The 14,986-nt window shown below is 49.3% G+C and carries 11 protein-coding genes; all 11 read right to left on the reverse strand.

Annotated features, from left to right (window positions below):
* Positions 1-11: 11 nt before the first annotated feature.
* Complete coding sequence (gene yqfD / locus NSQ50_RS23825) at positions 12-1,193, reverse strand: sporulation protein YqfD (protein ID WP_076222938.1); 1,182 nt, start codon at positions 1,191-1,193, stop codon at positions 12-14.
* Complete coding sequence (gene yqfC / locus NSQ50_RS23830) at positions 1,190-1,483, reverse strand: sporulation protein YqfC (RefSeq protein WP_036683844.1); 294 nt, start codon at positions 1,481-1,483, stop codon at positions 1,190-1,192. Before yqfC ends, yqfD begins: the two co-directional genes overlap by 4 nt.
* Before the next feature lie 172 nt (positions 1,484-1,655).
* Positions 1,656-2,234, reverse strand: coding sequence for a hypothetical protein (locus tag NSQ50_RS23835; protein WP_036683847.1), 579 nt, complete (start codon positions 2,232-2,234; stop codon positions 1,656-1,658).
* 18 nt (positions 2,235-2,252) lie between these two features.
* Positions 2,253-3,257 (reverse strand): flotillin-like protein FloA, encoded by a 1,005-nt coding sequence (floA, locus tag NSQ50_RS23840; protein WP_036683849.1) that lies wholly within the window; start codon positions 3,255-3,257, stop codon positions 2,253-2,255.
* Positions 3,258-3,312: 55 nt separating this feature from the next.
* On the reverse strand, positions 3,313-4,698 hold the full coding sequence (locus tag NSQ50_RS23845) for an NfeD family protein (protein ID WP_076222940.1): 1,386 nt from the start codon (positions 4,696-4,698) through the stop codon (positions 3,313-3,315).
* Between the two features lie 118 nt (positions 4,699-4,816).
* A complete protein-coding gene (locus NSQ50_RS23850) occupies positions 4,817-5,260 on the reverse strand; it encodes a GatB/YqeY domain-containing protein (protein WP_036683862.1) in 444 nt (147 codons plus the stop codon).
* A 15-nt stretch (positions 5,261-5,275) separates the two neighbouring features.
* A complete protein-coding gene (gene rpsU, locus NSQ50_RS23855; RefSeq protein ID WP_036657994.1) occupies positions 5,276-5,449 on the reverse strand; it encodes a 30S ribosomal protein S21 in 174 nt (57 codons plus the stop codon).
* Between the two features lie 139 nt (positions 5,450-5,588).
* Entirely contained in the window at positions 5,589-5,948 is a 360-nt protein-coding gene (locus NSQ50_RS23860) for a histidine triad nucleotide-binding protein (protein ID WP_036683863.1), read from the reverse strand.
* A 354-nt stretch (positions 5,949-6,302) separates the two neighbouring features.
* A complete protein-coding gene (locus tag NSQ50_RS23865) occupies positions 6,303-9,719 on the reverse strand; it encodes an AAA family ATPase (protein ID WP_076222943.1) in 3,417 nt (1,138 codons plus the stop codon).
* A gap of 1 nt (position 9,720) precedes the next feature.
* Complete coding sequence (locus tag NSQ50_RS23870) at positions 9,721-10,902, reverse strand: exonuclease SbcCD subunit D (RefSeq protein ID WP_340949768.1); 1,182 nt, start codon at positions 10,900-10,902, stop codon at positions 9,721-9,723.
* 40 nt (positions 10,903-10,942) lie between these two features.
* A complete protein-coding gene (gene addA / locus NSQ50_RS23875) occupies positions 10,943-14,986 on the reverse strand; it encodes a helicase-exonuclease AddAB subunit AddA (protein ID WP_076222995.1) in 4,044 nt (1,347 codons plus the stop codon).

Here is a 14,986-nt window from a genome sequence, read left to right on the forward strand (position 1 = left end):
CCTCATTCTCCTCAATTGTTTACTATTGGCAGTTCTTCGGAAATTTTTTCTTCTACTTCAAAGATCACTTTCATATAAACTTTACCATTCTCTTTCTTCTCATGCAAAACTTTTTGACTTTTGATGACGCTATCAACACCATATCGAGCTAAAATATCATTCTTAGCCCGCTCAATTCCCCTCGCAACTCCGGCTTCTGGAGTTATCATATCCTTTGTTTCATTGATCTCCATTTCTTTCTCAGTCATCAGGCCCAGCGGCAGCTCAATAGAGCGCCAAGACAGCGGATCATGCTCTGTGAGCGTCTTTGAATTCTCAAAGGCGGATTTGCCATAACCCCACAGCTGAATAGCCCATTTCCCCAACACAAGATAAGTGCGATCCTTACGCTCCCCAGTATAGGTGCTATTTGTTGTTTTAAGAGGGACCTCGATATTGTACTCATGCCAAACCAAGCCCTTAACCTCACCCTTGGCTACCACATACTCTACATTTTCTTCGTCTCCAAGAGCACCGGAAATCAGGATATCTCCTTTTTTCACACGCGAATTACGCGCAACTACCGGTCTGCCCTGTTCCGCATATATTTCTGTTACCACCGCATCTGTTCGGCTAATTAAATGGCGCTGGCTAAGCAAAGGTTTGATGTCGGGCTGTTTAGCCTCTACAACCTGAATTTTGATGCTCGTCCCCGTCCGTTGCAGCCCTATCCAAGAAACACCCGGTAAATGGGCCAGCAGCCCCTTAGAGAGCTTGTCCGGCTCCTCCAGACGCCATATCCACTGAAAAGGGTACACCCCCTCCTGGCGAGCAGCAGCCAATATATCCTCAGAGGCAATCTTTTCATTTCCTTCGACTCTAATACTCCATACCATCGTAGATAACATAAAAAGTGTAATTCCAAACATTAAAATACCTATGCCAAAAAATTTCCTTTTCCACAGCCGTGCCATAAGAAATGGAAGTCCGCTTCTACCGGTAACGTGCATACGACAGCCTGTCTTTTTTAAAATCGGCCGGAGGACATAAAAATCATCCAGAAGCAGCTTAAGGGAAGCGCCGCCCTCAGCGGGCCTCACATCCCAAATCATGATTCCTGCTTCAGAAATGAAATTAATAAATCGCTCCACCTGAGGTCCCGTCACATGCAGTGTAACGAACCCCCGCAGTGATGACAGAGGTGGCTCCTTCATGATCTCTCCTCGCTTTCGTTATATCTGATCTCCCCGATAACGCCTTCTACAGCCAATTCCTGGCCTAGAATATTTCGGATGACAAGTCCCTCGCCTGTGATTTCAAGCGATCCTTTAGCTAACGCGAGCTTAAGCTGACCAGAGGAAAAATGCAGCACGCCGCGATGGTTCTCAATATGCAGTTCCTTATTGCCGATCAGGGTGATCCGGGGCATTTCCTGTAATAAGTCCTGTGGTAGATCCAGTACCCCGTTTGTCCATCCCCGCAGCCTGCGGCCAATACGGGTCATAAGTAGACGTTCCCCCTTCCTGCCTTCTGTACACCTTATGCGGCAACGCTTTTTTTTATGAGAAGAAGTAACAAAGGAGGACCCTTCTAGTGTGAAAAAAGCAAAAAAAGCCCCGGCAACCTATCGTAAAGATAGGAAACCGAGGCTTTATTGTTACTATGATCCGTAAATATTATCTTCGGGTGGAATGCGGCTGGCGAGAACGCGGTGGTCCCAGAATCTCTGCCCAGACTACACCATTGCGCAGGTCGTCATGACTCCCTGTTCCATGTGTCTGGTCTGCCGCAGAGGGTGAGTTTGTGTTCTTAGTCTTATTTGACCTTTTGGAATCTGCACCCGCTATCCCGTCAAAAGCAGATTGAAGACGCCGCACCTCTTCTTGCATTCTTTGTGTGCGTAATTCAACTCCGTCATCGGCATGCTCCAAAGACATTCCTTCTCCAGTAGAATAATCTGGAGTTGGTATATACGCAGGTTCTGGAAAGGCAGGAGAGGCATCATACTCCCGGTTATCCTCTGACATCGACTGCCGGGAAGAGGTGTTAACAGGAGCAGGAAATCCACTGCCAGACTCCGCTTGGCGCCCTCCATCGATATCCGGGCGCTTTACCCGGCGGAGCGGAGAATCCTCTCCGCCCCCAAAAGTGGGCATCCCCCCGCGAGGAGCTCCTTTGGGCTTGTTTTTAGTTGCTTTATTCACATTGGATACGATCGCGAATATAATAACCGCAATAATATAGATCCAGCTCATGGAGATTCACATCCCCTTTTATTTATTATTGTTAGGACGGTTATTGTCGTCCTGATCATTCATTTTGCCGAGAGATCCCCGCATTTGGGTATCTGCCTCGATGTTTTTGATATTCATATAATCCATCACGCCGATTTGGCCATTTCTGAGCGCCTCAGCCATCGCCATAGGCACCTGAGATTCAGCTTCTACAACAAGAGCCTTCATCTCTACTACGCGCGCCTTCATCTCTTGCTCGTGAGCGACAGCCATCGCTCTGCGTTCTTCCGCCTTGGCTTGGGCAATACGTTTGTCCGCTTCTGCTTGCTCAGTTTGTAGATAAGCACCGATGTTCTTGCCTACATCGATATCCGCAATATCAATGGAGAGGATCTCAAAAGCAGTACCTGAATCCAGACCTTTGGACAATACCGTCCGCGAAATCAAATCCGGGTTCTCAAGGACATCTTTGTGGGAATCACTCGAACCTACTGTCGTTACAATCCCTTCACCAACACGGGCAATAATCGTTTCTTCACCCGCACCACCCACGAGACGGTCGATATTGGCACGAACGGTTACGCGCGCTTTTACCTTAACTTCAATCCCGTTCTTAGCAACAGCCGCAACAACCGGTGTCTCAATTACACGAGGGTTAACGCTCATTTGCACAGCCTGCAGCACATCACGTCCTGCAAGATCAATAGCTGCTGCGCGAGTAAATTCCAGAGGAATATCTGCACGTTGTGCTGCAATAAGCGCATTAACCACCCGGTCTACGTTACCACCTGCGAGATAGTGACTCTCCAGTTGATTAATGTTCAGTCCAAGACCTGCCTTGGTCGCTTTAATCATTGGGTTAACGATACGACTTGGGGTTACACGACGCAGTCTCATCGCCACCAGTGTAATAATACTGATTCTAACGCCCGACGCTAATGCAGAAATCCAGAGCATAACCGGGAAGAAACTTAAAAACACGCTTAATACAATAATCACCACTACCGCGATAAACAGAATAGGAATCAAAGATGCTTCACCCATACTATATAACCTCCGTAAATTTATTCTAGAACTGTTATTGGTTCCAGTGTTTACCTTATTCCTTAATTTCTTTCACAACAATCCGTCCGCCCTCTACTTTAATAATAGAGACCGGTGCATCAGCACTAATAAAACTACCTTCTGTAACAACATCCACACGTTCGCCGCCTATCATAGCCGTTCCAGATGGACGAAGCGGAGTAATACTGGTTCCTGTAGCGCCTAACAAGCTAAGCTTCTCTTCTACGGGCACAAATCCCTGATCTTTAGTAAGGCTTTCCTTCAAAATAAATCTGTTCCAGATCCCTCGTTCTTTAAAAATGACCGCAACAATTACTACAACTATAGTCGCAGCTACGAAAGAGATACCTAGACTGAGAAGTGCATGCTTATAGCTGTAAGCAGCTCGTACGACACCCGCTACAAGGCTAACAGAGCCGAGCAGCCCCAATATTCCGAAGCTAGGCACAAAGAGCTCCAGCACAAGCATGACAAGCCCAATGATAAACAAGAGCCAAGTTTCCGCTCCGGCGAATCCTGCAACATAGTTGCCGAAGAAATATAACACAAAAGCCAATGTCCCGATAATTCCTGGCGCACCAAAGCCTGGAACAATCAGTTCAATTACAACGCCTGTAATCCCAATGAACAGCAGAATCGTCATAATAATCGGATTGGTCAGAAATTGCGACATTTTTTCCGCACCGGTATGCTCTACGCGAAAGATGTCGTCTGTAGTATATCCAAGCCAATGAATTGCTTCTTCAGGGGTATCTGTAATTTGATCAGCGTAACCAGCTTTTAAAGCTTCTTCACTAGACAAGGCAATGATTTCTCCCTGTGTCTTAGTCACACCAAGCTCTGGCTTATCCACGACCAAATTACTATCCACCATACCAGCGGCAATGTCTGGATCACGATCATTCAGAGCAGCAGCGCCAATCATTTTAGATCTCCAGTAGGATATCATTTTGGCATCATCGACTTTTTGACCATTCATGTCTACCAAAGAAGCAGAACCGATCATACTGCCCGGCTTCATGATTATTGCACCTGCATTAAGTGCTATGTAACTGCCTGCAGAAGCGGCATCACCTTTAATATAGGCAGCTGTTGGTATTTCACTCTCTCTTACCATCGTCCCAATCTCTTCTGCCGATTTCACCAGCCCTCCAGGTGTATCGACCTCTAGTAGAATAAGGACTGCTCCATAATTAGCGGCTTCTTCAAATCCTCTTTCCAAAAAGCTTTGCAAACCCCGTTCAATCTTTTGATCTACCGGAATAATAAACACGGGACCTTTTTTCAGCTCACTGTTCGTAACCCCCGGTGTTTTCGGGGCTGTCCCGTCAGCGCTTACATTCGTTGCAAAGGGTGTCAGGAGGAGTAACAGCAGGACCACAGGAATGCTAGCTAACAGTATTTTCCGTAATCTTCTCAATGATTTTACCTCCCTTCTTTAGCTTGACCCAGAACTCATAACCCTTAATACGCTGAAATTGGATTTACGTTTCATAACATAGAAAAGCACCCCTTTTACAAGGGGTGCTAGTGCTATATTATTGCAGAAATTGCAGAACCGCCTGGTTCACGAGTTTACCATCAGCGCGACCTTTGACCTTAGGCATCAGTGCGCTCATGACCTTCCCCATTTCGCTCTTCGAAGAAGCACCGGTTTCCTGGATGGTCTGCTGTACAATTACTTTAATTTCTTCTTCGGAAAGTTGCTCGGGAAGATATTTAATAATAATCTCGATTTCTGCTTTTGTACTCGCGGCAAGCTCGTCGCGACCCGCTGATTCAAATTCTTGGAGGGCATCTTTGCGCTGTTTGATTTCACGACTAAGGATATCAAGCACTTCGTTGTCGTCCAATGTTCTCTTCAGATCTATTTCAAGATACTTTATTGTAGAACGAACCATTCGAATCGTGGAGAGCGTGAACTTGTCCTTACTCTTCATCGCTTGCTTCATATCTTCGTTCAATCTCTCGCTAAGATTCATGCGTGGGTAATCCTCCTAAAACTTTCTCTTACGAGCAGCCTCAGACTTCAGCTTTTTCTTAACGCTCGGCTTTTCGTAATGTTTGCGTTTCTTCACCTCAGCCAAGACACCATCTTTTGCGATGGAACGTTTAAAGCGACGAAGTGCAGCATCAATTGTCTCGTTTTTGCGAACTTTCGTTTCAGACACAGGTTTCCCCTCCCTCCGACCATACCGTCCAAGAGCATAACACGGTTTATCAAACTCCATTATAGGTCAAACGGAAATAACGTGTCAACCTTCGTGCTATTCTTTTTTCTGGCAAGTTCTTCAACATTAAATGATTATGCTATGCGTGGGAAGCTGAGTTTCCAGTGAGCGCACCCAGCTTGGCTCCACCCAGCAGGTGATAATGAAGATGAGGCACAGCTTGTCCACTATCAGGCCCGCAATTATTGATTAAACGATAACCAGACTCAGCAATCCCAAGGTCTTTGGCGATCTGTTGGGCCACACTGTGGATTTCAGCAATTAGCGGAAGATCCTCAGGTGTAACATCATTCATTGAAGCAATGAACTTCTTGGGAATGATCAACACATGTACCGGTGCAGCCGGCTCGATGTCGTAAAATGCAAGAATACGTTCATTCTCAAATACTTTTTTGGAAGGAATAGTACCCTCAATAATTTTGCTAAACACGGTCTCCATAGAGTGCTTGCCTCCTAAAAATTGGTGAAATTCCACTTCATCATAAGATAATCATACAGGATAATCATCAATTACGAAAGCAGCAAGCAAACTCAGTATAATCAGCACCAAACTGTATCTGTTACAGAATGAACCATTAAATAAATATATCAACACCGTTAGGCCTAAAAAAGACAAAAAAAAGAGAAACACCCTTCACAGCTTATAAAGCTGATTCGGCGGCGGACGTATGAAAAGGAGTTCATTCCCTGCCATACGTCCGCCGAGGTGTTTCTAAAGTAATGTCGGCTTAGCTGTATTATAACAGCGCGTTGATACTGTATCTGTGATAAGAATCACACACATTGTAGATCTTCACATTTTTTCCAAAAGGATCCGAGATCCCCCTCCACCCTGTTCAGCAGGTACTACTACCAGCTTGCGTGGCAGTCGTGCCCGAAGCTCTGGAACATGGCTGATAATGCCGACAGACAGTTGGTCGTTATGCAGTCTTTCCAGTGAGGTAATTACCGTATCGAGCAATTCCGGATCCAGCGTACCAAAACCTTCGTCCAAAAAGAAAAATTGCAATGGATACTGCCCCCGCAGCTGAATCTGTGCCGAAAGAGCAAGTGCAAGTGACAAGGAAGTTAAGAACGTCTCTCCGCCGGAAAGCGTGGAGACCGGTCTTCTTACACCACCGTTTCCATCATCACGGATTACAAAGCCACCGCCCGAATCAACCTCCAGCGCATAACGCTGTTTGCTCAGGAAATGAAGCCGCTGAGAAGCAGACTGGCACACCTGCATCAATTGTTCCTCCGCAATATACTCAACAAAAGCATTTCCACGTAAAACCGTCTGCAATTTGGACAAATGATCCTGTAGGGAAGCATGTTCTAGCCGCTGGGCTTCAAGCTCCATCCAGCGAATATGCCGATGCCGCAGATCCTCTAGATCTCGCTCTGCACGCGCTCTTGCTTGCAGAGACATTTCATCCTCTGACTTACACGCGCTTAAGCTCTCCTGGCTAACTTGCCATTCCTCTTCACTTAAGCTGGCTCCATCAAGCTTCTCTTCAATATTGCGCAGCTGCAATGAGACTTCAGCTTCTTCAGCACGATGGGCACGTACCCGAGAAGATGAAATTTCCCGCTCTTCAGGTGCGAGAGCTGCTCCTTCAACCTCAGCGGCCGAACTAAACGGTGAAGAGGTTAAGCTTTGCTCCCACAGATGGCTTGAAGTCACATAATGCTCTCGAGCAGATTCTGCAGCCTGGCGGGTAATCGCTGCCTCCTTGATCTCATGCTGCGCTTTTTCCGCTGCCGTGAGATGTAATCGTTGGCTGGTCTCCACAGCTGCTAACAATTCCTGCAGACGACGCTCACACTCTGCTAGAAGTGGGGCAGCAGCGCGGCCATTAGTCCACTCTAGAAGACGCCGTTCTTTTTCACGCTGCAATTCTTCTTTGCCTTCCATCTGTGTATTCCACTGAGTAAGCTCTTTATCGAGTCCGGTGATGGTTTCCTGAAGATTCTGTACCGAAGCGCTTTTCTCATCCAGAAACTTGACACTGATTTCCAGTCGGGATCTAATTTCCTCAGCTTGAGCATCCTTGGCTAACAGCTCACGATAAGCTTTTTCTACCTCTTCCGGTGCCAAATCAGGGAACTGCTGTACCCAGTTCTGCCGCAAAGCGGTTAGTTGGCCACTCAGTTCCTTGGCTTTGGCGGTAAGACCTTCTACCCAGCTTCGCTCACCTTCGGCACCTGCTGCTTCTTTGAGGCATAGCTGCTGAACTTCCTGCATCGATTGCTGCCACTGTATCGCTGTACGACGCAGTTCTCCAGACTGGCTTTTTAATGCTAAAAATGCAGCATCAAGTTCTGCCAAAGCTTTTTCATCTGGGATGGACATATCGGTAGAGGAAACCTCTGTAGTACTGACTTCTGAACCTGCAGCTGCAGGATGATTTACCGTATCAAAAGCTCCATCACCAAACACCTGCTCCAGCCAAACCAGGTCCTGCTCCCTTAAACCACGGAACATATGGCGTGCTTCCAAAGCACGTCTAGACAACACCCGAGCCTGTTGAAGCTTTGACTCCAGTTCCTGTTGCTCTAGGTTATCCTGCAATACAGCAGGGGCCGGGTGGTGTTCGCTGCCACATACAGGGCAAGGTTGTCCTGCTTCCAATTCTATAGCCAATCCAAGCGACAGTCTGTGCAACTCATGCCCCTTGAGGGCTGCTTCCAAAGAACTGATATGTTGCTCCAGGCTTTCTGCTGCGGTGCGCGCAGCTTCTTCTGTCGCCAGCAGCTTCTCTTGATGCAGCGCCGCCTCGCGGATCAGCTGCCCGCGAGAAGCTTCCTGCTGCTCGCGACGGCCCTCGGCCTCCGCGAGTCGCGCCTGCGCAGCCGCGAGTGCAGCGGCACGCTCGCGGCGCTCCTTTTCCGCCTTATCCCACTGGGATTCGGCGGAGTGCAGCCCTTGCAGTCTCTGCATCGCTTCTTGCAGAGACTGCCGCTCCTGGGAGCGGACACCGAGCGGCTGCAAGCTCTGCTGCAGCTCTTGCTGGCGCTTTTGGCCCTTGGCCAAAAGCTCACGCTCCCGGGCCATGCCCTCCCGCAGCTCCGCTAGCTTGCGGGAGGCCTCTTCGCGGCGCTCGCGCAGAGCCGCGAGTTCGCGCCGCAGGGCGCCGAGCTCGGACTCGAGCTCGAGCGCGCGGCGGTAGGTGTCGGCCCCCTGCCGGAGGGCCGGCTCTTCCGCCGCAAGCGCGGCCTGCGCAGCAGCCGCGGCCGCAGCGGCACGCGCCGCCTCCTGCTCGGCAGCGGCGGCCAGCACCTCTTGACCCTCCGCGCGGGTCAATCGGCTCTTGAAGGCTTCTTCCGCGCTTCGCCATGCTTTCAGCGCGGGAAGCCTAGCCTCGGCCTCATCAGCTTGGCCGAGCTTCCGTTCAAGGAGGAGAATCTCCTCCTCCTTGGAAAGCAGTCCCTGCCGCTGCAATTCGCGGCGGGTCCGTTCCTCTTGCAGCTCGCGAATGCGCGTGAAACGCTCCGCGACCTGCAGCGCCGCCTCCAGCTTGCGGCGGCATTCCGCAGCATGTTGGGCTGCTTGTTCGAGGCGCTCTGCCGCTGCCTCTACATCCTCTTTGCCTGCGCTGCCAAGCCCCTGCTGCTCCGCTTCGAGCGCGCGGAGCGCAGCCTCATTCTCCTTCACCCGCCGGCTAAGCTTCAACGCAAGCTGATCGCCATACTGTTCCAAATGGAACAGGCGCTGCAGCATTTGTCGGCGGTCTACGCCCCGAAGCGATAAGAATTCGGCGAATTTCCCCTGCGGCAATACAACTGCTCGCGTGAAGTCATCCATTTTGAGTCCAATATGCTCTTCCACACAACGTGTAACATCTGCGAGTTTATCCGCCATAACGTTATCCCCGTCAGGTGTGACTTCAATGAAACGGCTAATGGTGTTGCTGACTGTTTGCTCACCAGTCCGCTTGAACTTACGTTCAACACGATAACGATGTACCCCAGCGGAAGAAGTGAGCTCAAAGGTAAACGCCACGCTGAGTGAATCCTCAGAGTGATTCATAATCCCCTGTGTCCCGTTAACGGCGCGCTCTACTTTCCCGTACATCGCCAAAGTAATAGCATCCAGCAAACTGGACTTGCCGCTGCCCGTAGGTCCAAAAATCCCAAACAGCCCAGTCTCACACAGACTTTCAAAATCTATTTCCTGCATTTCTCTATAACTCTGCAATCCTGCTACTTTTAATAAAATAGGCTTCACCTTAGTTCTCCTCTCCTTCCTCCGGCTGCTGCCGTTCTTCTTCGGTTAGCTGTAAGAACAGCTCAATCAAACGATCCTCCGGCTCCGCCCCGCCCGTCTGGCGCTGATAGAATTTACGGAACAATTCCTGTACAGGCATACGTGAACGGGAAGTCTGTTCAAGCTCCAGCTCCATTTGCGGATAAATCGGACGAATATGAATGATCCCCTCACGTGATTTACGCAGGCGCTGAATATCATTCATCGACATAGCTTCACTGAGCCGAATCTCCAAATCTATAAAAGCAGAAGCATCTCTACCTTCATCCAACCAGTTATATACCTCTTGCAATCCACCCGTAGAGCTCCATCTTACAAGTGGGCGCCCACAGCGAAGATAGATTTCTTCGAAGGTCGGCTCACCGCCCGGCGCAACATCAATCAGCGTCACCGACTTGGCTTGTCCTGCTTCAGAAAAGCTATATGCCAACGGGGATCCGCTATAACGGATCATCCCTTCCCCTTTAACACGCTGAGCGCGATGAAGATGGCCTAGGGCAGTATATTGCGCTCCACAGGATAAAGCAGAAGGATCTACAGTGTAAGCCCCGCCCACTTGAATCGGGCGTTCCGAATCACTCTCTACACCACCCAGCACATAAATATGGCTCATCGCCAAATTTACGGTTTGTCGGGTAAATTCCCTTCCCAACAGCTGCATGAGTTTGCCTACCCGTGCGCTGTAAGCCAGTCGAAGCTCCTCTTCCCCGCTGTCCCCAGCAAGCAGCTCACCAAGACGTGCCTCTGAGGGATAGGGAAGGGCTGCGATTTTGGCAATCTCACCCGTGCGCGCAGCATGAACTGTCACTGGCTCTGAGGTTGGAAGTCCTACCAAGGTAATCCCCTGCCTTAATACAAGCGGGGAGACTGAAGATACGCGCTCCGGTTGGTCATGATTGCCGGCAATCACCACAAGGGGCCTGCCCCCTGAAGATAGCCTGGCAGCAGCCTCATAGAATAATTGCTCCGAAGCCGCTGGTGGATTAACGGAATCGTACACATCTCCCGCCATCATAATCAAATCCACCTTATGAAAATCAGCGATCTCCACCAATTCATCTATGAACTGCTCTTGCTCCTTCTGGCGGCTTCTTCCCTCCAGCGTACGGCCCAAGTGCCAATCCCCCGTATGCAATATCCGCATCTTCGTCCTCTTTCCCCGCTCCTATGCGGCAATGAATAATTTATAATTTCACAGCATGATCGCCGTCAAAAAAGTACAGCCAAATCTCGCTGATCGGTTCTCCCAAAATATCATGTAATGCCTTGCTGTATAACTCTAGCTGAAAACGATATTTTTCCTTAAGTGCTTCTAGGCCGCCCTGATGTTCTAATACAGAGTCCGTCTTATAGTCTAGCAGAATAATCCGGTCCTCTTCTCGGAACAGGCAGTCAATGACCCCTTGAATTAGCACAGCCTCACTAAAGCCTTCCTTATTGTTCTCAGGGGTAAGCTCCGAGACGGCTTCATTCATATAATCGAGCCCTCGATAAGCCTCACCTGCGGGAACCATATAACTGAATGGCATTTCTCTAAGCTTCCAAGAAGAAGCTATTAATCTACGTCCAAGTTCATTATTATAAAAAGCTTCTATCTGATCGGGAGCTACAGCCTCCACCTGCTCAGCAGTTAGAATAGCCACTCTCTGAAGCCGGGCTAAGGTTTCTTCCACAACCATAGGATCAACTGAACCCTCCAGCGGAATATGCTGCATGACTGTATGGTATGCTGTCCCGCGTTCCGCTGGGGTCAGACTGCGTTTTTCCATAAATTTCGGACGCCGCAAATGAAGACTGTCCGCACCTGCAACACTTGGACGTTTATCGTTTTCTATTGAGGTTGTAGAATTGCCTTCTTCCAGCAGATCAAAAGAGGGCTGCTCCTGTAATGACAACAACGCTTTTAACTCCGTAACAGAAGTTTTAGCCGGAATACCTGAGGCTGCCGCATACGGATAATTCCATTCCAGTCTTCTAGCAATTTCATCGCTAGTCTCTGTTTCATATATATTTACAGATTCACCCTTATGCAGTGCTTCGAGTACAGCTTGCCGTTCCTCTACCTTATCTTCAGTCTGATCCGTTGGCAGGAACGCCCCAGAATTAAGTTCGGAAGCATTTTGCACACTGATGCTCCAGTTGGACACATCGTTGTGCAGCACCGTGGAGACGGTACCTTCTGAACCGCCCAGCTTACGAAGAATCGCCGCAGCAGGGTGCCGGATCAATGCCGGTCCAACCCAATCCAAATAGCTGCGCCCTCGGGCCAGCAGATGGTCTGCAAGCAGCAGCTCATCCCGGTTCTGTACGCTGCTCCAGCTAGCGATTTTGCGTGGCAAATCTCTTACGGTGCCCACTAGAATCATTTTATCTCTCGGACGAGTTAACGCCACATATAATACACGCATTTCCTCAGCTAATAACTCAAGCCGTGTACGCCGGTTAATAGCCAGATAAGGAAGTGTTGGGTAACTAACTCGCGTTTCCCGTTCCACAAAACGTGGCCCAAAGCCAAGCTCTTTGTGCATAAGAAATGGCGAATGCAAATCTTGTCGATTGAACTGTTTTGCCATCCCGGCTACAAAAACAACAGGGAACTCCAGACCTTTGGATTTATGGATGGTCATGATTCTGACGCCATTGCCTTCTTCACCGCCACCGCCAGCTACACCCAGATCTCCGCCATTCTCACGAAGCCGTGAAATGAACACCAGAAAACGGAACAATCCGCGTGCTGCGGTGTCATTCTCAAATTGCACAGCCCGATCATACAAAGCTTTAAGATTGTTCTGGCGCTGCGAGCCTCCAGGCAGTCCTCCAACCCATTCCAGATAGCCGCTCTCCCCATAGATACGCCAGATCAGCTCACTGAGACTACCTTGTCTAGCCGCATTTCTCCAGCTTTCCAGCTGTTCTAGGAAATGTCTAAGCTTGCGCTTCAGTTCTGGACTGATCTGCGGCAGATCTTTATCAGGTAAAACATTATTTTCGACGGTGCTTGCGGATTCAATCACATGAGCCGAGAAGAGGTCATACTCTTCTTCAGCCTCTTTTGCATCTTGCATATCCACCGCCATCTGTACTGCTTGAAAAAAAGGACCCTGACTACACATACGCACCGTAGCCAATTCTTCTTCCGTTAATCCGACCACAGGTGAACGAAGTACGCCAGCCAGCGGAATGTCCTGCTGAGGATTATCAACTATTTTTAAGAGGGAAAGTGCAATTTCCACTTCTGTAGCTTCAAAATAACCTTTATTCAGATCACCATAAGCAGGGATTCCTTCCATCCGAAGCTCTTCGATGATTAGAGGGGTCCAGATTCTTGCCGAGCGAAGCAGGATCACGATATCACCGTAAATAACCGGACGCATAATCTTGAGTCCTTTATCGTAGATAAGCAGTGGCGATCCACCGGTCATCCCCGTCATTTGTGAAATACGCCGGGCAATTGCCCGCGCTTCCAGCTGCGCCGTCTCGCTCTCAATGGCTTCACTCTCCTGAAGTGGCGCCTCACCGTCTTCAGAGGTCTCTTCTGACTTCCCTGCTGCCGAACCACGATCAATCAATAATAACTCCGGTGCAAAAAAGGTATCAGGACCCTTCTCTGCTGCACCTGGGAAATTCGCTCCGTAAACAAGCTCAGCGCGTTCATCATAATTAATCTCCGCTACCGTCTCATTCATAATCTGCCGGAAGATCATATTCACGGCATTTACAACCTCCATGCGACTGCGAAAATTACGGGCCAGATCGATGACCGAACCGCTAGATGATTCATTAGTAATTTCAGATAGATCATCGATTGGGTGTGAGCCAAAGCTGCGGTATTTATCCAGGAATAGCCCCGGCTCCGCCAGACGGAATCGATAGATACTTTGCTTCATATCTCCGACCATAAACCGGTTACCGGGTGTTTCACGGGATATTAGCCGCACAATCTCCTCTTGCACACTATTCGTATCCTGATACTCATCCAGCAGAACCTCATCGAATTGAGCGCGGTATTCCATAGCTGCATCAGAAGGCAGGGAATGACCGGGCGTAGAGTCCGGATGGCGTAGAATTTGCAGACAATAATGCTCCAAATCACTGAAGTCGACTAGACCTCTTCCTGCTTTTTCAATTCTATAACGTTCACCGAATGCTATCACTGTCTCTGCAAGCTCTGCCATCAGTGGAGCCGCTTCGTTCAGCTCTTTCAAAAAAACCTCAGGCGGACGGCCAAACAATGCTTTCTGAAGATCTAAAATACTCTTCTTCACACTGTCGCGCAGTTCCTTCACCATCTCCTGCAGTCCAGGATCTGTCGAATCCTTCTTACAAGCCTTTAATTTCCCAAAATATACTTCCATGAAAATATCATATAATTCTGCCCAAGGTCGTTCGTTTACGGCATCCTGCAGTGCATTTACCATCTCAAGATCAGCGGTTAAATTCTCAGCATAGGGTGCCGGACCGCCCGGCTGCAGTGCAATCTCCCGGCCTTGAATCAGCTGACTGGCTGCGCCCGCAAGTGTCAGCTTCGCTTCTTCAAGAATGCTCAGCACCCATGGCGTTCCACCCAGACTTTCGGTGTCTGGCAATGAGAAATCAGCTGCAGTATCACGGAGCCATTGCGCAGGCCAAGGATGGCTGCGGGCATAATCATGCAATCGCTGTATGAGCGCATGCACTGCATCATCACTGCGTTCACCACTGAACCAATCAGCGAGCTGCACAAATATACTATCCTCGCCATCCGCACCTGCTTCACCGTACTTTTCCTCCAGCAACTCTTCGAGCAGCTCCTGCCGCATCATCTCCGCTTCATGCTCATTTAATATGCGGAAACCCGGATCAATCGGAATCATTTGATAATAACGCCGGATCACTTCCAGACAGAAGGAGTGTAACGTTGTAATCGAAGCTTTGCCCAGCAGGGATAGCTGACGGCGCAAATGGTCTTTCTCCCCATTCTCCTCCAGCTCCCGATCAAGGGCTTCCCTGATCCGCTGCCGCATTTCGGCAGCCGCAGCTTTGGTAAACGTAGCTACTAATAGCCTGTCTACACTGAAGCCGTTCTCTTCCTTACTGATTTTTCGAATAATCCGTTCTACCAGCACCGCCGTCTTACCGGAACCTGCTGCCGCAGCAACGAGGATGTCATCACCGCTCTCCGCAATGGCGCGCCACTGGTCATCACTCCATATACTTCCTTCCGGTTTCGCTTCTATTTCAGCCTTCAT

Origin of the sequence: Paenibacillus sp. FSL R10-2788 (assembly GCF_038003885.1) — a bacterium.
Taxonomy (GTDB): domain Bacteria; phylum Bacillota; class Bacilli; order Paenibacillales; family Paenibacillaceae; genus Paenibacillus_AQ; species Paenibacillus_AQ odorifer.